Consider the following 26,462-nt stretch of genomic DNA (forward strand, 5'->3'; position numbering starts at 1 on the left):
TATGATAAGAAAAAACACGAGACAGTACATCGAGAAAGGATGAATGGATATGAAACAGACAAATCAAATTCCTGGATTATATGATCCAAGTTTTGAGCACGATAACTGCGGTATCGGTGCCTGTGTAAATATTAAGGGAGTTAAGAATCATCAGACAGTAGATAATGCATTGAAGATTGTTGAGACATTAGAGCACCGTGCAGGTAAAGATGCAGCAGGAGAGACAGGAGATGGTGTAGGAATCATGCTTCAGATTTCTCATAAGTTCTTTAGCAAAGCCTGTAAGGCAGCCAATATCAATATTGGAAAAGAAAGAGAATATGGAATCGGAATGTTCTTCTTCCCGAATGATGAATTGAGACTTCGTCAGGCGAAGAAGATGTTTGAGATCATCGTTGAGAAGGAAGGAATGACATTCCTTGGATGGAGAGAAGTTCCTACAACACCAACAGTTCTTGGTAAGAAAGCATTAGAATGCATGCCAAAGATCTTACAGGGATTTGTAGCAAAACCTGCGGATGTTGAAAAAGGACTTGATTTTGATCGTAAATTATATATCGCAAGAAAAGTATTTGAACAGAGTAATGAAGAATCATACGTTGTTTCATTATCCAGCAGAACGATCGTATATAAAGGTATGTTCTTAGTTGGACAGCTTCGTACATTTTTTAACGATCTTCAGGATTCAGATTATGAATCAGCGATCGCACTTGTGCATTCACGATTCAGTACTAATACGACACCAAGCTGGGAGAAAGCTCATCCATATCGTTTTATCGTACATAATGGAGAAATCAATACCATCCGTGGTAACGCCGATAAGATGCTTGCCAGAGAAGAAAATATGGAATCAGAATATCTTAAAAATGAGATGCACAAACTGATCCCAGTCGTAAATCCAAATGGATCTGACTCTGCGAGACTTGATAATACATTAGAGTTCTTAGTTATGAGCGGTATGGATCTTCCGCATGCGATCATGATCACAATCCCAGAACCATGGGAAAATAATAAAGTTATTTCTCAGGAAAAACGTGATTTCTATCAATATTATGCAACGATGATGGAACCATGGGATGGACCAGCATCTATCATTTTCACAGATGGTGATCAGGTAGGAGCAGTACTTGACCGTAATGGACTTCGTCCATCAAGATATTACATCACAGATGATGATCAGCTGATCTTGTCTTCTGAGATCGGAGTTCTTGACATCGACCCAACAAAGATCGTAGTGAAAGAAAGACTTCATCCAGGAAAGATGTTGTTAGTTGATACGATCAAAGGAAAAGTGATCGCAGATGATGTAGTGAAAGAAAAATACGCAGAGAAAGAGCCATATGGTGAATGGCTAGACAGTAATCTGTTAGAATTGAAAGATTTAAAGATTCCAAATGAACCAGTTCCAACATATGGAGCAGAAGAACGCGAAAAATTGATGAAAGCATTCGGATATACTTATGAAGATATCCGTACAGCAATCCTTCCAATGGCGTTAAATGGATCTGAAGCAATCGCAGCCATGGGAAATGATACACCACTTGCAGTATTATCCAATCGTCATCAGCCATTATTTAATTATTTCAAACAGTTATTTGCACAGGTAACAAACCCTCCAATTGATGCGATCCGTGAGGAACTTGTAACATCAACAACAGTTTATGTTGGAAAAGAAGGTAATATTTTAGACGAGAAACCAGAGAACTGCCGCGTATTAAAAGTACACAATCCAATTCTTACAGATACAGATCTGTTAAAGATCAAATCTATGAATAAAAAAGGATTTGAGGTTGTAGAACTTCCTATTACATACTACAAGAATACATCTCTTGAGAAAGCCTTAGATCGCTTGTTTGTAGAGGCAGACAGAGCATACAGAGATGGAGCGAATATCATTATCCTATCTGATAGAGGAGTCGATGAAAACCATGTGGCAATCCCTTCTTTATTAGCAGTATCAGCAATGCATCAGTATCTGATCAAGACAAAGAGACGTACATCTGTTGCACTGATCTTAGAGAGCGGGGAACCAAGAGAAGTTCATCATTTTGCAACACTGTTAGGATATGGTGCATGTGCAGTGAACCCATATCTTGCATTACAGGGAATTAAGAAACTGATCGATGAAAATATGCTTCAGAAAGATTATTACGCAGCTGTTGAAGATTATACAAATGCAATCCTTCATGGAATCGTTAAGATCGCATCTAAGATGGGTATTTCAACATTACAGTCTTATCAGGGATCACAGATCTTTGAAGCAATTGGTATCAATTCTGATGTGATCGAAAAATATTTTACAAATACAGTCAGCAGAGTTGAAGGTATTTCCTTAAAAGACTTAGAAGCAGATGTAGATGCAAGACATGGAGCAGCGTTCGATCCATTGGGATTAGAAAATGATCTGACACTGGAAAGTGCAGGAAGTCACAAATATAGAAGTGGAAAAGAACAACATCTATACAATCCACAGACGATTCATACACTTCAGGTTGCAACAAGAACAGGAAGTTATGATCTGTTTAAACAATATACCGATATGATTGATAAGGAATTAGAACCAGGAAACTTAAGAGGTTTAATGGAATTTGATTATCCAGAAAAGGGTATTCCAATTGAGGAAGTAGAAAGCGTTGACTCTATCGTTAAACGTTTCAAGACAGGAGCGATGTCTTACGGATCTATTTCTGGAGAAGCACATGAGACACTGGCAATTGCCATGAATAAATTAGGTGGTAAATCAAACAGTGGTGAAGGTGGAGAAAGACCTGAGAGATTAAAAGTCGGAAGAGATGGATTAAACCGTTGTTCAGCGATCAAACAGGTTGCATCTGGACGATTCGGAGTAACAAGTGAATATTTAGTAAGTGCAAAAGAGATTCAGATCAAGATGGCACAGGGAGCAAAACCAGGAGAAGGTGGACATCTTCCAGGTAAGAAAGTTTATCCATGGATTGCGAAAACTCGTCATTCAACAGCCGGTGTAAGCTTAATTTCCCCACCACCTCATCATGATATTTACTCTATCGAGGACTTGGCACAGTTAATTTATGATTGTAAGAATGCAAACAGAGATGCAAGAATTTCTGTAAAACTTGTATCTGAAGCAGGAGTCGGAACAGTTGCATCTGGTGTAGCGAAAGCCGGAGCACAGGTTATTTTGATTTCTGGTTATGATGGTGGTACAGGAGCTGCTCCTAAAAACTCCATCTACAATGCAGGACTTCCTTGGGAGCTTGGACTTGCAGAAGCACATCAGAATCTGATCATGAATGATCTTCGTAATAAAGTTATCGTTGAGACAGATGGTAAGTTAATGAGTGGACGTGATGTGGCGATCGCAGCAATGCTTGGAGCGGAAGAATTTGGCTTTGCAACAGCACCACTTGTAACACTTGGATGTGTTATGATGAGAGTATGTAACTTAGATACATGCCCAGTCGGAGTTGCAACACAGAATCCAGAACTTCGTAAAAAATTCGCAGGAAAACCTGAATATGTTATAAACTTCATGAAGTTTATTGCTCAGGAATTAAGAGAATACATGGCGAAATTAGGAGTAGCTACAGTTGATGAATTAGTCGGACGTACAGACTTATTAAAACCAAATGCAAAAGCGGCTGAAAAACATGTAGATCTTTCAAGGATTCTTGGATATAAATATGATCCAGCACAGAAGATGGATTACAACCACAAGAATGTATATGATTTCAAACTGGAGCAGACAGCAGATATGAAAGTGCTGATGAAAGAATTAATGCCAGCACTCGAAAAGAAACAGAAGAAGAGTATTCAGCTTGATGTTACAAATATTGACCGTACTTTCGGAACGATCTTTGGATCAGAGATCACAAAGCACTGGGGTGAACAGGCATTAGAAGATGACACATATGTTGTAAAATGTAACGGAGCTGGTGGACAGAGTTTCGGAGCCTTCATTCCAAAAGGTCTGACATTACAGTTAGTCGGAGACAGCAATGACTACTTCGGAAAAGGACTTTCTGGCGGTAAATTAATCCTTTGTCCTCCAACAGGAATCAAATTCAAAGCAGAAGATAACATCATCGTAGGTAACGTTGCATTATATGGAGCTACAAGTGGTAAAGCATTTATCAATGGTGTTGCTGGAGAACGTTTCTGTGTCAGAAACTCAGGAGCTACAGCGGTCGTTGAGGGTGTTGGAGATCACGGATGTGAATATATGACAGGTGGTCGTGTTCTTGTTCTTGGACCAACAGGAAAGAACTTCGCAGCTGGTATGAGTGGTGGAGTTGCTTATGTATTAGATGAAGACAGTAAGTTATATAAGAACTTAAATAAAGAAATGGTTTCAGTAGAAACTGTAACATCCAAATATGACGTTATTGAATTAAAAGATATGTTAAAAGAACATGTTGCATATACAAATTCCGAAAAAGGAAAAGAAATTCTAAAAGACTTTGAACAGTATCTGCCTAAATTTAAGAAGATCATGCCAAATGATTACAAAGCAATGTTAAATCTGATCGTTCAGATGGAAGAACGTGGATTAAGCAGTGAACAGGCAAAGATGGAAGCATTTAATATCAAGGCAAATGCAGGAAAATAGGAGGAAATTATGGGAAAACCAACTGGATTTTTAGATTATGAAAGAGAAGACGCCCGTGCAGAATCTCCGAAAGAACGAATCAAACATTTTAACGAATTTCATATTCCTCTTTCAAGAGAAGAACAGCAGAAACAGGGTGCAAGATGTATGGACTGCGGAGTACCATTCTGTCAGTCAGGAAAAGTATTATTGAATGGAATGGCATCTGGTTGCCCACTTAACAACTTGGTGCCAGAGTGGAATGACTTGATCTATACAGGAAACTGGGAACAGGCATACTTAAGACTTAAGAAAACAAATCCATTTCCAGAGTTTACCGGACGTGTATGTCCGGCACTCTGTGAGAATGCCTGTACATGTGGATTAAATGGGAATCCTGTATGTTCCAAACAAAATGAATTAAGTATCATCGAGTATGGATACAAACATGGATTAGCTAAAGCCAGACCACCAAAATTCCGTACAGGAAAGAAAGTTGCAGTGATCGGTTCTGGACCTTCTGGATTATCTGCAGCCAACTCTTTAAACAAACGTGGACATGAAGTTACAGTGTACGAACGTTCTGACCGTCTTGGTGGATTGTTAATGTATGGAATTCCAAATATGAAATTGGAAAAACATATCGTAGAACGTAAGATTGCGATCATGAAAGAAGAAGGAATTCACTTTGTGACGAATGCAAACGTTGGAAAAGATATCAAACCAGAACAGTTAAAGAAAGATTACGATGCAGTAGTTTTAGCTTGCGGATCATCAAATCCAAGAAATATCGAAGTTCCTGGACGTGAAGCAAAAGGAATTTATTTTGCGGTTGATTTCTTAAAATCCACAACAAAGAGTCTGTTAGATTCTGGATTAAAAGACAAGAAATATATCTCTGCCAAAGGAAAGAATGTTATTGTTATCGGTGGTGGAGATACAGGAAATGACTGCGTTGGTACATCCATTCGTCATGGAGCGAAGAGTGTTACTCAGCTAGAGATGATGCCAAAACTTCCGGATGAACGTGCAGAGAACAATCCATGGCCAGAATGGCCAAGAATCTGTAAAACAGATTATGGACAGGAAGAAGCGATCGCGGTTTTTGGACATGATCCACGTATCTACCAGACAACAGTCAAAGAATTCAAAATGAATAAAAAAGGCGAAGTCACAAAAGCTGTTTTAGTAAATCTTGAAAGCAAAAAAGATGAAAAGACAGGAAGAATGATGATGGTTCCAGTGGAAGGATCTGAAAAAGAGATTCCAGCAGATCTTGTACTGATAGCAGCAGGATTCTTAGGAAGTGAAGCTTATGTCACAGAAGCTTTTGGGGTTAAAGTTAACCAGAGAACAAATGTAGAAACAAAACCAGATAGTTTTGCGACAAATGTAGAAAATATCTTTACTGCAGGAGATATGCATAGAGGACAGTCACTTGTTGTATGGGCGATCCGTGAAGGAAGAGATGCAGCTCGTGAAGTTGACAAACAATTAATGGGATATACAAATCTTTAAGTTATAAAAATTGAAAAATGATGTCAGAAATACAAATATCGTCTGACATCATTTTTCGTTTGCAAAAAACAAAACTATTTTTGATAAGTTTTCGAGAAAGTCTTTTCAAAAGAGATTGTTTTTGCTATGATAATCCGTGGAGAAAAAATCTTAATAAAAGAGAGAAGTATGAGGGAGCAGATTGGATTATGCATTTTATTGGTCACTTTAAAACGATTACAAGACATAAGATTCTGGTGGCAAAAGGCTGTTTTAAACTGGGTCTTTATTATCAGGGAATTATGCACGATATGTCCAAATATTCCCCAACGGAATTTCTGGTAGGAGTGAAATATTATCAGGGAACAGAAAGTCCGAATAATGCAGAACGTATGGAGGAAGGGATTTCAATGTCATGGCTGCATCATAAAGGACGGAACAAACATCATTTTGAATATTGGATTGATTACAGCATTGATAAAGACCATCCAGGATTGGTTGGGATGAAGATTCCAAAGAAATATATGGCAGAGATGTTTGTTGATCGTGTCAGTGCAGGAAAGATTTATAATGGAGATGAATTCGATCAGAAGAGCCCGTTGGAATATTTTGAACACGGAATTGGAGCATCGATCATGTGTGAAGCATCGAGAGATTATCTGTTAAACTTGCTTAGAATGTATGCAGAAAAAGGTGAAAAATATACGTTTGCCTACTTGAAGAATGACTTGAAGAATGACATGAGTGGATATGATAAGATCTCACCATTTCAACAATGTAAAAAAAATATTAAGATTGGATAGAATTTCATGTATCTGTGACTTGAAATATTACCATACTTACAGTATAATATGTAATGTAAATCAGATAAGAAGCCTGGGGTGTACGATAACTTGCTATTTTGAACCTACATTTATTTATCATGGGACTTCGTATAATCGACCGGATGTCAAGCCCTGATACCGGGGGACGGCAGAACGTTGATCGAGAAAACCCACCTAGCTCTGCTAGGCGTCAAAATCGCGAGACCGGCATTCCGGGTATATGATATGCAAAAGATAACAAGAGGGACTGTTAGTTTTAACAGTCCCTTTTAACATAACAAACCTATAAAGGAGTTAAAGTTTTGAAATTTTTTAAAGAGAATGATAAAACGCCATTTATCTTAGTGGCGTTTGGGATTATCTTATATCTTGTGTTAAGTAATCTTCCAGTTGTATTTTCAGGAATATCTTATGTAAGCTCAGTGGCATTTCCGTTTATTTTAGGAAGTTGTGTTGCCTTTATCATCAATGTTCCAATGAGTTTCTTTGAAAGGAAATTGTTTTATAAGTTAAAAAAAGGAAAGCGTTCATTGAGCCTTATTATGGCAATCGTTAGTATTGTGGGTGTGATCTTGTTAGTATCACGATTGATCATTCCAGAATTGGTAGATACAATATTTAAGTTATCAAACAATATTCCTGAATATGTAAAAGAGATACAAGCCCTATTAGAGAAAACATCAATGAATAAACCAATGGTACATAAATATGTGAATCAGATCACGTTTGACTGGGATAAGATCAGTGGAGAGTTGATCACATTTTTACAAGACGGCGCAACAAGTATGCTAAATTCAACGGTAAGTGCGATTACGGATGTTGTGCAATTTATTGTAAGTTTTGCATTGGGATTTGTATTTGCACTCAATGCATTGCTTCAGAAAGAAAAATTATCAATGCAGGTGAAAAAGGTATTGGTCGCTTTTTTACCGGAACGGGTTGCGAAGTATATTGTACGAGTTGGAAGACTATCAAATAATGCATTTTCAAGCTTTTTATCAGGGCAGTGCTTAGAAGCTGTGATCTTAGGCTGTCTGATTTTTGCATCAATGAAACTATTAGGACTTCCATATGCGGTACTGATCGCAGTTTTTATCGGTGTGATGTCATTAATTCCGATCATTGGCGGCTTTATTGGATGCTGGGTCGGGGTCTTATTGATCTTTATGGTAGATTGGAAACAGGCTATCATTTTTATCATCATGTTCGTTGTTGTACAACAATTTGAAGGAAATGTTATCTACCCACATGTTGTAGGAAACTCTGTAGGACTTCCGGCAATATGGGTGTTAGTAGCTGTAACGATCGGTGGAAATATCGCTGGGATCGTAGGAATGATTTTTAGTATTCCGTTTTGTTCTGTCTTATATCAGCTGTTTTCTGAGATTGTGAACAAACAGATAAAGAAAAAGAATGTGGATATACCTTAATGAAAATGCACATAATACTTCTATAAAATAAAAATGGAGGTATTTGTTATGAATCGAGATCAGATCATCTGTCCATGCCTTGATATCACAGCAGGGCAGATTATGGATGCATACAAAGAAGGAGCGAAGAGTGTCGAAGCGATCAAAGAGGTAACGGGAGCAGGAACGGCTTGCGGAGCTTGCTTGGATGAAATTGAAGAATTAATACAGAGTTTGTAATTATAAAGAGATGTTGTTCGATGTTTTTGAGCAGCATCTTATTTATTGCATAGGGGATTTCGTTGAAATTTCCTATGCAATAAAAAAAGAATCCCTTCTCAGAGATTCTCATCAAATGCCGATGGTGGGACTCGAACCCACACGTCCATAAGAACAACAGATTTTGAGTCTGTCTCGTCTGCCAGTTCCGACACATCGGCTGATTCAATTGTTCGACCTAAAATATACTATCACTTTTGAATCATAATGTCAATAATTTTTATAAAAATTATGAAAATTAAATTTTAATCCAATTTTAAAAAGGCAAAAGGATCGGAGGGATCACTTTGGATAAAATGTAATAAGAGATAATAAGCTTTCACAGAAAGATTTTCTTCTCTTAAAATACGTTTTGCTTCATTTTTATCAACTAACTCTACTGATAAATCTTCATTGGGCTCTAAATGATCAAGATTAGGCATTCCAGTAGAAATTCCATAAACCGTGCAATTGGTCTCATCTGTCATTCCAGCAGAAGAGAAATGAGGACGACTTAAGAAATCATCAAATTCAGCGGGTGTAAACGTAAGACCTGTTTCTTCTTTCATTTCACGGATTGCAGTTTCTTTGATAGATTCTCCGGGATCAATCAATCCGGCAGGTAATTCATATATATAATCATTTAAAGGATAACGAAATTGTCTTACCATGATCAGATGATCAGCTTTTTCTCCAAACAGACTATAAATGACAACGCCATCAGGAATGACTTCTTTCGTGGCAGCCATCATCATATTTTCATTCTTGCGACTGGCAACATAATATGGATGTGTATCTCCAAATTTATTTTCAGCTTCTAATTCATAAAGATTCAGAAATTTTACATTTGTTAGTGGTGTGATTTTATTTATCTTACTCATAGATATTACCTCCCTGTATATTTTTATTGTAAAGCATCACAACAAGATTGACAATAGACATAAAAACAAGTATTATATACTAAAACGATATGAAATAAGGGGATTGCAAGAAAGGAGTTATGATGAGAAAGAAAATTATGGCTACAATACTTGGTACAGCGATGCTTTTAACAGCAGTTTCTTTTACAGGTTGTGGAAAATCAGTCAAGGATTCTACAAGTGCGAAGACGGAGAAAACCACAAAAGAAACAAAAAGAGATGAGAAGATCGAAATAAAAATACTTTCAAAATATGATCAGATAAAAAAACTACTTTCAAAATATCCGAAAGAAATGACGGCAGAAGATACATCATATCAGGGAATTGTGGTAATTGAATATGATTCATTTGGCAAAGGAAGCAAAAAGCTTTGGAATCAGTTTTTAAAGAATGTAAAAGATCATAAAGATTGTGCTATCGTAATTTGTCAGTATACCGTAGAGGGAGATCCGATTCTTCAGTATGTTTCTAATGTAAATGGGAAGTTTTACTATGTAGAGGATTCTACGAGAGATGCTTATGGCAGTGAAAAATACGTACAGTATACTTATGACTACTACAAGATTTATAAACAGGATGGCCATTACACAGCAATTCTGACAATGGATAACAAACTGACATTTGATGAGGCACAGGATGTCAGAAGCTTAAAGACAGCGATACAGTTACTGGATGTTAAACAATAATTAAGAAAATGGAGCAGAGAATATGAAAATTTCAACAAAGGGAAGATATGCAGTCCGTTTAATGTATGATCTTGCAATGCATCATACAGGCGATTGGATCGCATTAAAAGACATATCAAGAAGACAGGAGATATCTGTAAAATATTTGGAACAGATTGTAAGACAGTTAAGTATCAGGGGATATTTAAAGAGTTTGCGAGGACCTAAAGGAGGTTATCAGCTTTCCAGAGACCCAAAAGATTATACGATTTATGAAATCTTAAAGATAACAGAGGGAAGCTTACAGCCAGTAGCGTGTTTGGATGATAAGGTGAATCAGTGTGAACGCTACCATGAATGTCCAACGATAGAGATCTGGGAAGGATTAGGACAGGTAATTGAAGAATATTTAAGTGGAATTACATTAGAAGATGTCGTAAATAAAGCAAGAATCAAAGGTGGAAACGATTATGTGATCTAAGGATCACATGGTCGTTTTTCTTTTATTAAAAATATGATGAGAGTGTCAAAAGGAATGCGAAAGATAAAAGAGTTTGACATTGTTTTAAAATCTGATATACTAATAACATATTAAAAAGATAGGAATTATATGAAAATAAAATCAAAGGAGTAAAAATAATGTCAAATATATATAAAAATGTTATAGAATTAATCGGAAAAACACCGCTTGTAGAAGTTGAAAATGTAGAAAAAAGATTTAAACTACAGGCAAGATTATTAGTAAAACTAGATGGATATAATCCAGCAGGAAGCGCAAAAGACCGTATCGCATATCAGATGATCGTTGATGCAGAAGAAACAGGAAAATTAAAAGAAGGGTCTGTTATTATAGAACCAACATCAGGAAATACAGGGATAGGACTTGCAGCGATCGGTGCATCCAAAGGATACAGGGTAATCCTCACAATGCCAGAGACAATGAGTGTTGAACGAAGAAATCTATTAAAAGCTTATGGAGCGGAAATTGTATTAACAGATGGTTCACAAGGTATGAAAGGAGCAATCACAAAAGCTGAAGAACTTGCTGAAGAAATCGAAGATGCATTTATCGCAGGACAGTTTGTTAATCCATCCAATCCGAAAGTTCACAGACTGACAACAGGGCCAGAGATTTGGAAAGACACGGACGGAGAAGTAGATATTTTTATTGCAGGAGTTGGAACAGGAGGAACTGTTACAGGAGTTGGAGAATATTTAAAATCCAAGAAAGAAGATGTGAAAGTGATCGCTGTTGAACCAGCAACATCTCCAATGCTTTCAAAAGGTCAGGCAGGACCACATAAGATTCAAGGAATCGGAGCCGGATTTGTGCCTGAAGTGTTAAATACAGAAATTTATGATGAGATCATTCGAGTGGAGAATGAGGACGCTTTTGATTATGGAAAAGTGATCGCAATAGAAGAAGGAATCTTAGTTGGAATTTCATCAGGTGCTGCATTATATGCGGCGATTCAGGTGGCAAAACGTAAGGAAAATAAAGGGAAGACAATTGTAGCATTTTTGCCAGATAATGGAGATCGATATTTGTCAACACCATTGTTTTCATAAATGCATGTTAAATGTTATTGGTTTTCAATTTCTGTAGTTTTGTGTTACAATGTCTCAGAACGCATTTATAGAAAAGGAGAACAATCTGGAGTGAAACAGAAATTATTATTGATTGATGGAAACAGCATTTTAAACCGTGCATTTTATGGATTGCCCGACATGACCAATAGTCAAGGACTCCATACGAATGCGATCCTTGGTTTTTTGAATATTATGTTTAAATTTTTAGAGGAAGAGAATCCGACACATCTGGCAGTTGCATTTGACTTAAAAGCGCCAACATTCCGCCATAAAATGTTTGCGGATTATAAAGGAACGAGAAAAGGAATGCCAGATGAATTACAAGAACAGGTTCCAGTGATCCGTGAAGTGTTAAAGGCAATGAACATTCCTTTGATGATGGAAGAAGGTTATGAAGCAGATGACCTTCTTGGGACAATGTCTGTTCTTGGAGAACAAGCAGGATTTGAAGTGAAAATTGTCTCTGGAGATCGAGATCTTTTACAGCTTGCGACAAAGAAAGTGCAGATTCGTATTCCAAAGACAAACAGGGCTGGAACGGTTGTTGAAGATTATTATGAAGATGATGTGTTAGAAAAATATCAGGTAACGCCAAAGGAATTTATTGACGTGAAAGCTTTGATGGGTGATACATCGGATAATATTCCTGGAATTCCTGGAATAGGGGAGAAGACAGCGACAAAACTGATCAAAGAATTTCAATCAATTGAAAATGCATATGCACATATTGATGAAGTAAAACCCAATCGTGCAAAAAACAATCTGCAGGAATACTATGATCAGGGTGTTATGAGTAAAGAACTTGCAACGATCAAGGTAGATAGTCCGATCGATATTTCGTTTGATGATGCGAAGCTTGGTGATCTGTATACGAAAGAAGCGTATCATATGTTGAAAGAATTGGAATTTAAAGCAATTCTCAAACGTTTTGATGGAGAAGAACAAGAGGATTTCGAAATTAAGATCAAAGAAATCATCGATCTTGCAGAGGCGGAAGATATTTTTGCAAAAGCAGTGAAGAAGAAAGAAGCAGGAATCTCCATTTATAAAGAAAATGATGCAATGTGGGTTGCATTAAATACAGAAGGAGAAGAAGTATATTTATTTAGTTGTGAAGGTTTTGGATTTATAACGCAAGATTTTTTATATGAGAAAATTGATGATCTATATGACAACATAGGATATGTGGCAATGATGGAAGTGAAAGAACATTTGTCTCATTTAACGATCCATGAGACGACAAAGAGTATTTTTGATGTTTCATTGGCTGCTTATCTTGTGAATCCATTAAAAAGCACTTATGAATATGATGATATTGCAAGAGATTATAAATCTATGATGCTTCCATCCAAAAAAGAATTGATCGATAAGAAACATCCAATGGTTACAGATGGGGTTTTAAGTGATGCAGGAAAGAAGATCATGGGTTATGAAGCTTATATTTCAAGAGAATCGATCCAACCATTAAGTGATAAATTAACGGAACTTGAGATGATGGATCTTTATCGAGAGATTGAGATTCCAACAATGTTTGCACTTCATGATATGGAAGTACGAGGAATTCACGTAGATTCGAAAGCGTTGAAAGAATATGGAGATCAGCTGGTTGGAAGGATTGAAGAATTACAGGAGTCTATCTACAAAGAAGCAGGGGAAGAGTTCAATATCAATTCTCCAAAACAGTTAGGTGTTGTTTTATTTGAACATATGAAATTAGAAGGTGCAAAAAAGACAAAGACTGGATATTCCACTAGTGTGGAAGTGTTAGAAAAGATCGAGCATCTCTATCCGATCATTCCGATGATCTTAGAATACAGACAGTTGACGAAATTAAAATCAACGTATGCAGATGGATTGGCAAACTTTATTCAGGATGATCAGAGAATTCATGGAAAATTTAATCAGACAATCACCGCAACTGGAAGAATCAGTAGTACGGAACCAAATCTTCAGAATATTCCAATCCGTATGGAACTTGGAAGAGCGATTCGTAAAGTATTTTTGCCAGAAGAGGGATATATATTTTTAGATGCGGATTATTCACAGATCGAACTTCGAGTTCTGGCACATTTGTCACAGGATGAGAAACTGATCCATGCATATGAGGAAAATCAGGACATTCATGCAAGAACAGCTTCTGAAGTATTTGGAATTCCGATGGATGAAGTGACGAGTACACAAAGAAGAGATGCAAAAGCGGTTAACTTTGGGATCATTTATGGATTAAGTGCGTTTGGTTTAAGTCAGGATCTTAAGATTTCAAGAAAACAGGCACAGGAATATATTGATCGTTATTTTGCAATGTATCCACGAGTTAAGGAATTCTTAGATGGGGAGGTGGAAAAAGGAAAAACAGATGGATATGTAAAGACAATGTTCAATCGAATCCGTCCGATCCCAGAATTAAAATCCAGCAATTTCATGCAGAGAAACTTCGGAGAACGTGTAGCAATGAATTCCCCGATTCAGGGAACAGCAGCAGATATCATTAAGATTGCAATGGTAAGAGTGAACATGAAATTAAAAGAAAAACAGATGAAATCCCGTCTGCTTTTACAAATTCACGATGAACTCCTGATTGAAACACATTTGGATGAATTTGAGGAAGTCAAAGAAATCTTACAGAATGAAATGATGAATGCAGTAAGCCTTCGTGTGCCATTAAATATTGATATTGAACAGGGAGCAAGCTGGTACGAAGCAAAATAAGGAGAAGATAAATGAAAATCATAGGAATCACCGGGGGAGTTGGCTCTGGAAAAAGTGAGATTTTAAATATACTAAAAAATGATTATCAGGCAAAAGTCATTCAATCTGATCATGTAGCACATGAGCTGATGGTACCAGGGGCAAAAAGTTATGATGCGATCGTTCAGGCATTTGGAAATGAAATTTTAAATGAAGACCAAACGATCAATCGTCCGATACTTGGAGAGATCGTGTTTCATGATGAAACAAAACTTTCATTATTAAACAGCATCACTCATAAAAATGTAGATGAAGAGATTTTATCAAGAATTGATCAGTTTGGAAAAGAAGAACCAGAAGGTTTGCTTGTCATAGAGTCAGCTTTGTTAGTTGGAGCAGGATATGAAAAGAGATTTGATCAGTTATGGTATATTTACACGAGAGAAGAAGTAAGATATGAACGCTTAAAAGCTTCCAGAGGATATTCTGATGAAAAGATCAAACAGATGATCGAAAAACAGCAAAAAGAAGAAGAGTTTAAATCTATGGCAAGCAATATCATTGATAATTCAGGTGATCTAGAAGACACAAAAGCACAGATCATAAAGATTCTTGGTTGATATTTTGTACATTTAAGAATACAGTGCAATTCTTGAATCTTAAATAACCTTATGATATAATGTTTGCCAATAGGGTCAGCCCAGAAGAGAAGAAAGAGGTATAATCTGTGAAACTATCAAGTTTAGCAAGCAGCAGTGAAGGAAATTGCATATATGTTGGAACGAAGAAGACGAATGTATTAGTTGATTGTGGAGTCAGTGCAAAGCGTATTGAAAATTCCCTTTCAGAACTTGATCTTACCGTTCCAGAATTTGATGGAATTTTGATCACACATGAGCATACGGATCATATCAAGGGACTTGGTGTTATCGCAAGACGATATGGACTTCCAATCTTTGCAACAGGAAAGACGATCGATGCGATTTTTGATTATAAGAACCTTGGGAAAGTTGATAAAAGCCTTTTTCATTCGATTGAAGCAGACAAACCATTTGAGATTGGAGATATGAAAGTCAATGCATCTCATATATGGCATGATGCTGCAGATCCTGTTTGTTACTCATTTTACTCAGAAGAAGGAGCCAAGGCAAGCATTGCAACAGATCTTGGAGACTACGATGAATATCTGGTAGAGAAGATTTATGATTCGGATATTTTATTTGTAGAAGCTAATCATGATGTGAATATGCTTCAGGTTGGACGTTATCCGTATTATTTGAAGAGACGGATTCTTGGAAGAGAGGGACATTTATCGAATGAAAGATGTGCTGAACTGATTGAGGAAGTTGCAACACAGAAGACAAAGAAAGTTTATCTTGGACATCTGAGTAAAGAGAATAATTACGAAAAACTGGCATACGAGACGGTAAAGATTTCTTTACATAATTTTACATTACCGATTGAAGTAGCCAGAAGAGACACGGTATCTACCGTAACCAGTGTATCATAAACATTTAGGAGGAATAACAAAAATGGAAAAAACAGTAATCACAGTTGTTGGAAAAGACGGTGTAGGAATCATCGCAAAGGTGTGTAACTATTTAGCTAGCAACAATGTTAACATCTTAGACATCTCCCAAACGATCACAGGCGGCTTCTTTAACATGATGATGGTCGTAGATCCAGCTGGTTCATCCAAAGATATCGCATTATTATCCAGTGAGTTAAAACAGATCGGTGAAGAAATCGGTGTTGTAATTCAGGCGCAGAACGAAAGAATCTTTGATATTATGCACAGAATTTAGTGGGGTGGCATCATGATTAATCTGAATGAAGTATTTGAAACGAATAAAATGATCCATGAGATGAATTTAGATGTTCGTACGATCACGATCGGTATCAGTTTGTTAGATTGTGTTGGTACAACACTAGAAGAGGTCAAGGAGAATATTTATAATAAGATCACAACAGTTGCAAAAGACCTTGTGAAGACAGGAAAAGATATCGAGAATGAATTTGGTATTCCAATTGTTAACAAACGAATTTCTATCACACCAATTTCTTTAGTTGGTGGAAATGTATGTAAGACACCAGATGATTTCGTAGAACTTGCGAAAGTATTAGATGCAGCAGCAAAGAAAGTTGGAGTCAACTTCTTAGGTGGATATTCTGCATTAGTAAGCAAAGGAATGACAAAAGCAGATGAATTATTGATCCGTTCTATTCCAAAAGCATTAGCAGAGACAGACTTTGTATGTTCCTCTGTTAATGTAGGTTCTACAAAGACAGGAATCAACATGGATGCAGTGAAATTGATCGGTGAGATTGTCAAAGAAACAGCAGAACTTACAAAAGACAACCAGTGTCTTGGATGTGCGAAGTTCGTAGTATTTTGTAATGCACCAGATGATAACCCATTTATGGCAGGAGCTTTCCATGGAGTTACAGAAGCAGATGCGATCATCAATGTAGGTGTTAGTGGACCAGGTGTTGTAAAACGTGCGATTGAAAATGTTAGAGGAGAAAACTTTGAAGTTCTTTGCGAGACGATCAAGAAAACAGCGTTTAAAGTAACTCGTGTCGGACAGTTAGTAGCGAAAGAAGCATCTAAGAGACTTGGAATTCCATTTGGGATCATTGATCTTTCTCTTGCACCAACACCAGCAGCAGGAGACAGTGTTGGAGAGATCTTAGAAGAGATTGGATTAGAGTATGCAGGAGCACCAGGAACAACAGCAGCCTTAGCGATGTTAAATGACCAAGTGAAGAAGGGTGGAGTTATGGCTTCCTCTTACGTTGGTGGATTAAGTGGAGCGTTTATTCCAGTCAGCGAAGATCAGAGAATGATCGATGCAGTGAATGCTGGAGCTCTGACAATTGAGAAATTAGAAGCAATGACATGTGTATGTTCTGTAGGACTTGATATGATCGCAATTCCAGGAAAAACAAAAGCAACAACGATCGCAGGACTGATCGCAGATGAGATGGCACTTGGTATGATCAATCAGAAGACAACTGCTGTCCGTGTGATCCCAGCAATCGGAAAAGATGTTGGAGATCAGGTAGAATTTGGTGGATTACTTGGATATGCACCAATTATGCCAGTGAATGAATTTTCATGTGATGCATTTGTGAATCGTGGAGGAAGAATTCCAGCACCGATCCATAGCTTTAAAAACTAGAAATCATGATATTTTTGAGGTGACAATTTTGGGGTATTAGATCAGCATGCAGACATTATATCATCAGAATCAGATATGGTGGACATGCATACAGGAAGAGAACGAATGTCCGGATCATCTGTTAAGAGAACTTGGGAGCGGCTGCATAAGATTATAGAGGAATTCCCATAAGTTCAAAGGAACGGCATAGGCCGTGGACTATATTATATAAACACAAATTAAGAAGAGAATTTAAAAGGAGATATATAAAATGAGTCAAAACGTATATGATGTGCTGCAAGAAAGAGGATTTATCGCACAGACAACACACGAGGAATTAAGAGAACTGTTAGGAAAAGAAAAAGTAACATTCTATATCGGATTTGATGCAACAGCAGACAGTTTAACAGCAGGACATTTTTTAACGATCATGGCAATGATGCATATGCAGAAAGCAGGACATCGTCCAATTGCTCTTTTAGGTGGCGGGACAACTATGATTGGAGATCCATCTGGAAAATCTGATATGAGAAATATGTTAACAAAGGAAACGATCGATCATAATGCGAAACGTTTCAAAGAACAGTTATCAAGATTTATCACATTTGATGATGACAAAGCAATCTTAGCAAATAACGCAGATTGGTTATTAAATTTAAATTACGTTGAATTCTTACGTGAAGTTGGAGTTCATTTCTCAGTCAACAAGATGTTAACAGCAGAATGTTACAAACAGAGAATGGAACGTGGACTTACATTCTTCGAGTTTAACTATATGTTAATGCAGGGATATGATTTCCTTGAGTTAAATAGAAGATATGGATGTAAATTAGAGATGGGTGGAAACGACCAGTGGTCTAATATCCTTGCAGGAGCTGACTTGATCCGCAGAAAAGAAAAGAAAGATGCTTACGGATTAACATTAACACTTCTTACAAGAAGCGACGGAGTGAAGATGGGTAAAACAATGGCAGGTGCTGTATGGCTTGATCCAGAGAAGACATCTCCATACGATTTCTACCAGTACTGGAGAAATATCGAAGATGTGAAAGTAGAAGAATGTTTATCACTTCTTACATTCCTTCCAATGGATGAAGTCCGAAGACTGGGAGCCTTAGAAGGAGCAGAGATCAACAAAGCAAAAGAAGTTCTTGCTTATGAAGTTACAAAGATCGTTCATGGAGAAGAAGAAGCGAAGAAAGCTCAGACAGCTGCAAAAGCAATGTTTGTAAGTGGTGGAGCAAACGAAGATGCCCCTACATTTGAATATGAAGCAGATAAATTAGCAGAAGGAATCGATATTCTTACAATGTTAGTAGATTCTAAACTTTGCACAACTCGTTCAGATGCAAGAAGAATGGTACAGCAGGGTGGAGTTTCTGTAAATGGTAAGAAAGTAGATGCAATTGATGCAACATTTGGTAAGGCGGACTTTGACGATAAAGATCGTATCTTATTAAAGAAAGGTAAGAAGAAATTCTGCCAGATCAAAGAAAAATAATTAAAAAATAAACAAGTAGGAATCCCGGAGAGTTGATACTCCGGGGTTCTTTTCAATATTCAAAAGGAAAATAAAAAAGAAATATTAGAAAGAGAATCAGAAAAAGAAAAGAGGAAGAGAACTTTGAAAACAAAATGCACAAGAGGAATCATATATTTTATCGGTTTGATCGTGCTTGCACTTGGAATTGTATTAAATACAAAAACATTGTTAGGAGTATCACCGATTATATCTATTCCATATAATATCTGTCATATCTGGCATTTAAACCTAGGAGCAATAACCTTTGTGTTTTACTGCTTTTGTGTGCTGATAGAGTCAATCTTAAAAGGAAAAGAATTTAAATTATATGAATTATTACAGATTCCAATGAGTCTTGTGACAAGTGTATTTATCAATATTTTTGACCAGTATTTAAATATTGTACCAGATACATTGGGACAGAAACTTCTAGTATTATTTTTTGCGATCGTTGTTACGGGAATCGGTGCAGCAACGATGGTTAATATGAAGCTTGTACCCAATCCTGCAGATGCACTTGCAGCGACGATCGGAGATAAACTTGGCAAAGGCATGGGGATTGGCAAAAATGTTTTTGATGTTACTTGTTTTTGTACGTCAGGAATCATTGGACTTGTATTTACAAGACATATCATAGGACTTGGAATTGGAACTGTACTGGCAGTTATTTTTACAGGAAGAGTCATTGCAGTTTATAATTATTTCCTAAAACATCCAATGCAGAATCTTGCAGGAATCACTGCAGAATTATAAGCCAGAGATAATGAAAGCCCTTTATGTTACAAAAAATATGTAGAAAATTGTCGGAATTTATGATTTGCACTGTTTCTATATGAAAAATATGCAATAATTATTGTAACAATTTTCCAAAAGGGATGGCAATATCGGGGAGAAAGATTAGTATGAAGGGGCTTATAACAATGTTAATATGGATAGGGGGAACACAGCTTATCGATCGTCATTGGATGTATGATCATTGCAGTGTTGATCTTATTCATTCAAATGATAAGTAAAAAGAATATAAGTACAATAGATAAAGTCAGTGTTACAGGGTACGATAAACTTGCGCTGGAGCAATTAGATCATCGGAAGGGTGAGGTGATGATCTTAATCCGCAGAACAGATCTTATGCCAGTATATGAGATTGGGAATCTGGAAGCAATGCTAGGAGTAAGTTTTACAAAGATACAAGAAGTCTGATGCTGATTTTTCAAAATGTGAAAGACAGCAGAAAGCGGGATAAAATCAGGAAAGGATATCAAGACTGGGAAGGGAAAGCTCCACTAGAAGAAGATATCTGTCTGAACAATAATGAATAGATACGAATGAGTGTCCAAAGAGTGCAGGATGATATTTACGACATGCTGTCTTTTTATCGTGCAACAAAATTTCATGAAAAGCTGGAACAATATGAACAACAGATTACAACATTGGAAGAAGAAAGCCGTTCTAAGACAACCTTTTTATCCAGAATGTCTCATGAAATCCGTACACCAATAAATGGAATTATGGGAATGCTTTCTTTTGCAGAGCAGGGATAAGAGAATGGTAAAAAACAAAGCAGGCTATGTATGTCTCATGATATCGATTGCAGCGATGCTGTTCTTTTTTGTGCATTTACATGCGTGATCTCCAGATCATTTTTGGAAGTTGATACCGTATGTAACTGATCAATCCCATGAATATTGTCTTTTAAAGCATTAATCTTATCTGAATCAAAAAAAGTAGTAGAGATTTTATAAATTGGCGTTTCACAGCCAAGCAGACTTTCTTTCCCTTCAAAAAAGCGAACTTTAGAAACCATCATTGCAAAGTCGTGCCAAGTACGGAAATATACTTTACCGTCTTGTTCAACGGCAGGAAACACTTCATTTTTATAATAAGATAATAACGTATTTTTATTAGTGATCGAGGTTTTTCCATATTCCGTTGCAATGTCAGCAAAAGCACCATGCCGTTCAAAAACAGTTAAGATCTGTTTTGCAATACTTTTTGGAAGCGAAGCGATATGAATTCCATGTTTCTGCAATTTTTTCACCGCATTGATCGTTCGGTCAGATATATATCCTTTGTCATTTAATAAAGTTCCATCCATATCGGATGCAAATAATCGTATCATGTTAAGTACTCCTTTCGTGTGTATAAGATGATAGTAACAGGGAAATACAAAATTTAAATGATATCTATGTTAAATTTCTGCAATGAAAACTATTTAGAAAAAAATCTAAATACTAATTGACTTTCAAGATATTTCATGCTATAAAGTAATTAGAAATATTTCTAAATAGCTACAGAAAGGATGAGAGTTATGGGATTTGCAGAGACATTTAAAGCTTTATCAGATCCAATACGAAGAGAGATTCTTATGATGCTGCGGGATGGAAGCATGTCGGCTGGAGAGATTGGATCTCATTTTGATATGACAGGTGCAACCATTTCTTATCATTTGAAGATTCTTAAAAAAGCAGAGCTGATCTTCGAGAAGAAAGAGAAAAATTATATTTACTACACGTTAAATACATCAGTTGTTGAGGAAGTTATGTTATGGTTGTCAGAATTGAAGGGAGGGAATCATGATGTTAAAGAAGAATAAGAAGTTTTTTATTGCAAGTTGTATTGTAATTTTATTACCAATGTTTGTTGGATTCTTATTATGGGATCAGTTGCCAGCACAGGTGGCAACACATTTTGGAAGAAACGGCGAGGCCGATCGATACAGCAGTAAATTATTTGCAGTAGCAGGAATTTATCTGTTTTTGCTGGCAGTGCATATTTTATGTAGTGTTATCACAGAATTTGATCCTAAGAAAAGGAATGTTGGGTCTAAGATTTATCATCTGATCCTATGTATCTGTCCGGTTGTATCACTTTGGTGTGGGGTAATGATCTATGGAAATGCATTAGGATATAAAGACGTGATCAATTTAAATCTGTGGACGAATGTTTTACTAGGAATAGTTCTGATCGTTGTTGGAAACTATCTTCCAAAGTGCAGACAGAACTATATGATTGGAATCAAACTTCCATGGACATTGGATAATGAAGAAAACTGGGATTACACACATCGAATGGCGGGAAAATGGTGGATCATCGGTGGAGTTTTGACGATTCTGCTTGGATTTCAGAAGTTTGTTGATCCAATTGGAGCAGCAGTAGGGATTATTTTGATCGTTACATTGATTCCTGCGATTGCTTCTTATATTTATTATAAGAAGCATAGAGTTATGTAAAAAAGCATTGTGGTAGATAAAAAAGAAATCAGATATTATAATAAAGTTAATTATCGGACAGAAGGGAGTGATCACATGCAACAAGTAATATCTGTAGGGAATCAGGATTTTAAATCAATCAGAGAAAGAGCAGGCAAAGTAATTCGGATATTAAAGTTATCATGGAAGATTTGTTTTATGGAAAGCAGATAGAAGAAAAACATTATGATGCACAATTGCTTGCAAAAGGAATGAAAAAAGAAAAGATCAGACATTATGGTTTTGCCTTTTGTGGAAAGAAAGTACTGATCGGAAAATAAGAAAAGATGTCATAATAGAATATGGCATCTTTTCTTTTACACAAAAAAGAAGTTTCAAATGAAAATAAAAATAATTATGAACCAAATCTATTGACATACAAACAAAAAAATGCTAACTTATAATTACAAACAAAACAAAAATAAGTTACGAACGAAACATTCTGAAAGGAGATACCATGAACAACACAGAACATTTCGGTAAATTAACAGAACGCATGCAGGCATTTCGTGAGGAAGTGCTCGATGCAAAACCATATATTGACGCACAGAGAGCCGTACTGGCAACAGAAGCTTATAAAGAAAACCAGAATCAGCCAAGAGTTATGGTAAGAGCTTTAATGCTACAGAAGATCTTAGAAGGAATGAGCATTTACATTGATGACAAATCCTTGATCGCAGGAAATCAGGCAACAAAGAACAAGAATGCTCCAATCTTCCCAGAATATACCATGGAATTTGTAATGAATGAATTAGATCTCTTTGAGAAACGCGACGGAGATGTTTTCTATATTACAGAAGAGACAAAAGAACAGTTAAGAGAGATTGCACCGTTCTGGGAGAATAACAATCTTCGTGCCAGAGGAGAAGCTTTACTTCCAGAAGAGGTAGATGTCTTTATGGAGACAGGTGTCTTTGGAATGGAAGGAAAATTAAATGCTGGAGATGCCCATCTGGCAGTGAATTACCAGAGAATCTTATCTGATGGATTGAAAGGATATGAAAAAAGAGTAAAAGAATTAAGAGCAGCATTAGATTTCACAGATCCAGAAAGCATTGATAAGAACGTATTTTATAAAGCAGTCTTAACAGTCATTGAAGCCGTTCGTGATTTTGCACAGCGTTATAGCAAACTTGCAAAAGAATTAGCAGACAAAGAAACAGATGCAAAACGTAAAGAAGAATTATTACAGATGAGCAAAATCTGTGCAAAGGTTCCATATGAACCAGCAAATTCCTTTAGGGAAGCTGTACAGTCTGTTTGGTTTATCCAGTTGATCCTTCAGATCGAATCTAACGGACATTCTTTAAGTTATGGACGTTTTGACCAGTATATGTATCCATATTATATGAAAGATATCAATGAAGGAAAGATCACAAAAGAAGATGCATTAGAATTATTAACATGTCTTTGGATCAAGACATTAACGATCAATAAAGTACGTTCCCAGTCACATACATTAAGTTCTGCAGGATCACCAATGTACCAAAATGTAACGATCGGTGGACAGACAACTGATAAGAAAGATGCTGTCAATGAGTTAAGTTTTGTAGTATTACAATCCGTTGCACAGACAAGACTGACACAGCCAAACTTGACAGTCCGTTATCATGCCAATATCGACAAACATTTCTTTGATGAATGTATCGAAGTTATGAAACTTGGATTTGGTATGCCAGCATTAAATAACGATGAGATCATCATCCCATCTTTTATTAATTGGGGTGTCAAAGAAGAAGATGCATACAATTATAGTGCGATCGGATGTGTAGAGACAGCTGTTCCAGGTAAATGGGGATATCGTTGTACCGGTATGTCTTATATTAACTTCCCAAGAGTTCTGCTTTGTGCGATGAATGATGGAGTTGACTTAACAAGCGGTAAGAGATTTACCAAAGGATATGGTAAATTTACAGAGATGGAAACATATGAAGATCTCTTAGCAGCATGGGATAAGACCGTCAGAGAAATGACACGTTATAGTGTTATTGTGGAAAATGCAATTGATAAAGCCTCTGAGCGAGATGTACCAGACGTTTTATGTTCTGCATTAACAGATGACTGTATTGGAAGAGGAAAAACGATCAAAGAAGGTGGAGCAGTCTATGACTTTATCTCTGGACTTCAGGTTGGTATTGCTAATATGGCAGACTCTCTTGCAGCGATCAAGAAACTTGTATACGAAGAGAAGAAGATCACAAAAGAACAGCTTTGGAATGCAATCTTAGACGATTTCCAATCAGAAGAGAACAAGAAGATTCAGGAAATGCTCATTAATGACGTTCCAAAATACGGAAATGATGATGACTATGTCGATCAGTTAGTCGTAGAAGCATACGATTCTTACTTAGATGAGATTAAGAAATATCCAAACACACGTTACCACAGAGGACCGATCGGCGGTATTCGTTATGGTGGAACATCATCTATCAGTGCGAACGTTGGACAGGGAATGGGAACCATTGCGACTCCAGATGGAAGAAATGCATTTGAACCATTAGCCGAAGGAAGCAGTCCGGCACATAATGCAGATAAGAATGGTCCAACAGCAGTGTTTAAGACGGTTGCGAAACTTCCAACAGAGAAGATCACAGGTGGAGTTTTATTAAACCAGAAGATGACGCCACAGATGTTATCAACAGAAGAAAACAAACAGAAATTAGAGATGCTGATCCGTACATTCTTCAACCGTTTACATGGATATCATGTACAGTATAATATTGTATCCAGAGAAACTCTGATCGATGCCCAGAAACATCCAGAGAAACATAAAGACCTGATCGTTCGTGTGGCAGGATACAGTGCATTCTTTAATGTATTATCTAAGAAGACACAGGATGATATCATCGGAAGAACAGAGCAGACATTATAATTTACAAAAATAGAGGAATGGCAGTTGACTTGAGTAGGGTTAACTGCTGTTTTTCGTGATAGACTAGAAGAAATAATATTCATGAAAGAAACAATTAAAAAAGCCTTGGCAAGAAACTGTTCTGCCAAAGCTTTTTGCGTATATGGAATTTTCAAAAGGTTAGAAAAAGCAATTGATACCTACATCTAAAAAGATCCGCTGATAATCGGTAAGATCCTCAGGATGCAATGCTTTCACATTCTCATAAGAATAAGTCTTTCCGAGTAAATGATACTTGTTTTCTCCGAATTGATGGAAAGGAAGCAGTTGAACCTTCTTCGCTCCAACCTGATTTAATAAAGCAGCGATTCCTTTTGCATCATCCAAAGAATCATTGAAATCAGGAATCACAGGGATTCGAGGAAGAACTTCAATTCCTTGTGAGATCGCCCATGCTAAATTCTCAATGATCAGTTCGTTATGGACATGGGTTCCTTCATAATGCTTATCACTGTCATAGTGCTTCACATCAAACAAAAGCAAGTCAAACATCGGAGCCAATTCTCTAAAAATCTCTTTCTTGATATATCCAGTCGTCTCAATCGCAGTATGAATCTTATGTTCTTTTAATTTTGCAAGTAAAGCCTTTACAAAATCTGGTTGAACCATTCCTTCACCGCCAGAGATTGTTACACCGCCTCCAGATTCCTCATAAAAATCAATATCCTGAAGACAGACTTTGACAACTTCATCTACATCTTTTGCTTCTCCTTCATAACTTAAGGCCTTTGCAGGACAGTTTTTTACACATTGAAGACATCCAGCGCATTTTGATGGATCAATACCTACATAACTGTCATCTCCCATAGAAATTGCCTGGTTTGGACAGACATGGGTGCAAGTACCGCAATGAGCACATTTTTCTTTATCATATAAAATTTGGACTTGGCTCAACTGTGATTCCGGATTTGCACACCATTTACAACGCAGTGGACAGCCTTTTAGGAAAACTGTTGTACGGATTCCTGGTCCATCGTGAATGCTGAATTTCTGTATATTAAAAACAATACCATTTGTTTGCATGGATAATATTTCTCCTTTCTGATTCTTTTGTATATCTTATCACACAACTTACGAAAAGTAAATAATATACTTACAAATGAAAGTTAAAAAACATTAAACGAAAATAATTGTTGACATATTCGAAAATTATGGTAAGATAGAAGTATCAAAAAACGAAACACGTAATAAGACTTAGGAGG

At 36.7% G+C, this 26,462-nt stretch carries 24 protein-coding genes, 1 tRNA gene and 1 other RNA gene; 22 read left to right on the forward strand and 4 right to left on the reverse strand.

What is annotated here, in order from left to right; genetic code table 11:
* Positions 1 to 43: 43 nt before the first annotated feature.
* The 6 genes from gltB to QUE18_RS05355 all read left to right on the forward strand — a co-directional run bounded on the left by gltB (position 44) and on the right by QUE18_RS05355 (position 8,537).
* Positions 44 to 4,588, forward strand: a complete 4,545-nt coding sequence (gene gltB, locus QUE18_RS05330; RefSeq protein ID WP_009204548.1) for a glutamate synthase large subunit — start codon at positions 44 to 46, stop codon at positions 4,586 to 4,588.
* Positions 4,589 to 4,597: 9 nt separating this feature from the next.
* On the forward strand, positions 4,598 to 6,085 hold the full coding sequence (locus tag QUE18_RS05335) for a glutamate synthase subunit beta (RefSeq protein ID WP_009204549.1): 1,488 nt from the start codon (positions 4,598 to 4,600) through the stop codon (positions 6,083 to 6,085).
* 188 nt (positions 6,086 to 6,273) lie between these two features.
* On the forward strand, positions 6,274 to 6,867 hold the full coding sequence (locus QUE18_RS05340; RefSeq protein WP_015530897.1) for a DUF5662 family protein: 594 nt from the start codon (positions 6,274 to 6,276) through the stop codon (positions 6,865 to 6,867).
* Positions 6,868 to 6,934: 67 nt separating this feature from the next.
* Positions 6,935 to 7,111, forward strand: a non-coding RNA gene (gene ssrS, locus QUE18_RS05345) — 6S RNA.
* 79 nt (positions 7,112 to 7,190) lie between these two features.
* On the forward strand, positions 7,191 to 8,318 hold the full coding sequence (locus QUE18_RS05350; protein ID WP_008393731.1) for an AI-2E family transporter: 1,128 nt from the start codon (positions 7,191 to 7,193) through the stop codon (positions 8,316 to 8,318).
* Positions 8,319 to 8,366: 48 nt separating this feature from the next.
* On the forward strand, positions 8,367 to 8,537 hold the full coding sequence (locus tag QUE18_RS05355; protein WP_009265669.1) for a (2Fe-2S)-binding protein: 171 nt from the start codon (positions 8,367 to 8,369) through the stop codon (positions 8,535 to 8,537).
* A 116-nt stretch (positions 8,538 to 8,653) separates the two neighbouring features.
* Here the strand turns inward: QUE18_RS05355 and QUE18_RS05360 are convergent.
* Positions 8,654 to 8,737 (reverse strand) — tRNA-Leu (locus QUE18_RS05360).
* Positions 8,738 to 8,821: 84 nt separating this feature from the next.
* On the reverse strand, positions 8,822 to 9,436 hold the full coding sequence (locus tag QUE18_RS05365; protein WP_009204551.1) for an NUDIX hydrolase: 615 nt from the start codon (positions 9,434 to 9,436) through the stop codon (positions 8,822 to 8,824).
* 119 nt (positions 9,437 to 9,555) lie between these two features.
* On the opposite strand from QUE18_RS05365, the gene QUE18_RS05370 reads away from it, so the two are divergent.
* The 12 genes from QUE18_RS05370 (at position 9,556) to QUE18_RS05425 (ending at position 20,642) form a co-directional block, all read left to right on the forward strand.
* Positions 9,556 to 10,161: a DUF4362 domain-containing protein gene (locus QUE18_RS05370; protein WP_243881087.1), complete on the forward strand. Its 606-nt coding sequence runs from the start codon at positions 9,556 to 9,558 to the stop codon at positions 10,159 to 10,161.
* A gap of 22 nt (positions 10,162 to 10,183) precedes the next feature.
* Positions 10,184 to 10,621 (forward strand): RrF2 family transcriptional regulator, encoded by a 438-nt coding sequence (locus QUE18_RS05375; protein ID WP_008393735.1) that lies wholly within the window; start codon positions 10,184 to 10,186, stop codon positions 10,619 to 10,621.
* Between the two features lie 158 nt (positions 10,622 to 10,779).
* Positions 10,780 to 11,709, forward strand: a complete 930-nt coding sequence (cysK, locus tag QUE18_RS05380; protein ID WP_009204553.1) for a cysteine synthase A — start codon at positions 10,780 to 10,782, stop codon at positions 11,707 to 11,709.
* Positions 11,710 to 14,439, forward strand: a complete 2,730-nt coding sequence (gene polA / locus QUE18_RS05385) for a DNA polymerase I (RefSeq protein ID WP_009204554.1) — start codon at positions 11,710 to 11,712, stop codon at positions 14,437 to 14,439.
* An 11-nt stretch (positions 14,440 to 14,450) separates the two neighbouring features.
* On the forward strand, positions 14,451 to 15,038 hold the full coding sequence (coaE, locus tag QUE18_RS05390) for a dephospho-CoA kinase (protein ID WP_008393738.1): 588 nt from the start codon (positions 14,451 to 14,453) through the stop codon (positions 15,036 to 15,038).
* A 107-nt stretch (positions 15,039 to 15,145) separates the two neighbouring features.
* Positions 15,146 to 15,928 (forward strand): MBL fold metallo-hydrolase, encoded by a 783-nt coding sequence (locus QUE18_RS05395; RefSeq protein WP_008393741.1) that lies wholly within the window; start codon positions 15,146 to 15,148, stop codon positions 15,926 to 15,928.
* A 22-nt stretch (positions 15,929 to 15,950) separates the two neighbouring features.
* Positions 15,951 to 16,223: an ACT domain-containing protein gene (locus tag QUE18_RS05400; protein ID WP_015530898.1), complete on the forward strand. Its 273-nt coding sequence runs from the start codon at positions 15,951 to 15,953 to the stop codon at positions 16,221 to 16,223.
* A gap of 12 nt (positions 16,224 to 16,235) precedes the next feature.
* A complete protein-coding gene (locus QUE18_RS05405; protein WP_009204555.1) occupies positions 16,236 to 17,600 on the forward strand; it encodes a PFL family protein in 1,365 nt (454 codons plus the stop codon).
* 250 nt (positions 17,601 to 17,850) lie between these two features.
* Entirely contained in the window at positions 17,851 to 19,080 is a 1,230-nt protein-coding gene (gene tyrS, locus QUE18_RS05410; protein WP_008393745.1) for a tyrosine--tRNA ligase, read from the forward strand.
* A gap of 123 nt (positions 19,081 to 19,203) precedes the next feature.
* Complete coding sequence (locus tag QUE18_RS05415; RefSeq protein WP_040344566.1) at positions 19,204 to 19,854, forward strand: YczE/YyaS/YitT family protein; 651 nt, start codon at positions 19,204 to 19,206, stop codon at positions 19,852 to 19,854.
* Positions 19,855 to 20,070: 216 nt separating this feature from the next.
* The gene (locus QUE18_RS05420; RefSeq protein ID WP_009204557.1) at positions 20,071 to 20,301 is read left to right on the forward strand and encodes a hypothetical protein; all 231 of its coding nucleotides are present in this window, start codon (positions 20,071 to 20,073) and stop codon (positions 20,299 to 20,301) included.
* A 125-nt stretch (positions 20,302 to 20,426) separates the two neighbouring features.
* Positions 20,427 to 20,642: a histidine kinase dimerization/phospho-acceptor domain-containing protein gene (locus QUE18_RS05425; RefSeq protein WP_009204559.1), complete on the forward strand. Its 216-nt coding sequence runs from the start codon at positions 20,427 to 20,429 to the stop codon at positions 20,640 to 20,642.
* 35 nt (positions 20,643 to 20,677) lie between these two features.
* On the opposite strand, the gene QUE18_RS05430 is transcribed toward QUE18_RS05425, so the two are convergent.
* On the reverse strand, positions 20,678 to 21,220 hold the full coding sequence (locus QUE18_RS05430) for an HAD hydrolase family protein (protein WP_009204560.1): 543 nt from the start codon (positions 21,218 to 21,220) through the stop codon (positions 20,678 to 20,680).
* Positions 21,221 to 21,409: 189 nt separating this feature from the next.
* On the opposite strand from QUE18_RS05430, the gene QUE18_RS05435 reads away from it, so the two are divergent.
* The 4 genes from QUE18_RS05435 to QUE18_RS05450 all read left to right on the forward strand — a co-directional run bounded on the left by QUE18_RS05435 (position 21,410) and on the right by QUE18_RS05450 (position 25,221).
* Positions 21,410 to 21,694, forward strand: a complete 285-nt coding sequence (locus QUE18_RS05435) for an autorepressor SdpR family transcription factor (RefSeq protein ID WP_147368731.1) — start codon at positions 21,410 to 21,412, stop codon at positions 21,692 to 21,694.
* A complete protein-coding gene (locus QUE18_RS05440; RefSeq protein ID WP_009204562.1) occupies positions 21,675 to 22,331 on the forward strand; it encodes an SdpI family protein in 657 nt (218 codons plus the stop codon). The genes QUE18_RS05435 and QUE18_RS05440 overlap by 20 nt, the downstream gene beginning before the upstream one ends.
* A 161-nt stretch (positions 22,332 to 22,492) precedes the next feature.
* On the forward strand, positions 22,493 to 22,630 hold the full coding sequence (locus tag QUE18_RS05445; RefSeq protein ID WP_009204563.1) for a hypothetical protein: 138 nt from the start codon (positions 22,493 to 22,495) through the stop codon (positions 22,628 to 22,630).
* 176 nt (positions 22,631 to 22,806) lie between these two features.
* Positions 22,807 to 25,221 carry a glycyl radical protein gene (locus QUE18_RS05450; protein WP_009204564.1) on the forward strand — a complete coding sequence of 805 codons (2,415 nt, stop codon included), beginning with the start codon at positions 22,807 to 22,809 and terminating at the stop codon, positions 25,219 to 25,221.
* Positions 25,222 to 25,380: 159 nt separating this feature from the next.
* On the opposite strand, the gene QUE18_RS05455 is transcribed toward QUE18_RS05450, so the two are convergent.
* A complete protein-coding gene (locus QUE18_RS05455) occupies positions 25,381 to 26,283 on the reverse strand; it encodes a glycyl-radical enzyme activating protein (RefSeq protein ID WP_009204565.1) in 903 nt (300 codons plus the stop codon).
* Between the last annotated feature and the right edge of the window lie 179 nt (positions 26,284 to 26,462).

This window comes from Anaerostipes hadrus ATCC 29173 = JCM 17467 (genome assembly GCF_030296915.1).
GTDB classification, from domain to species: domain Bacteria; phylum Bacillota; class Clostridia; order Lachnospirales; family Lachnospiraceae; genus Anaerostipes; species Anaerostipes hadrus.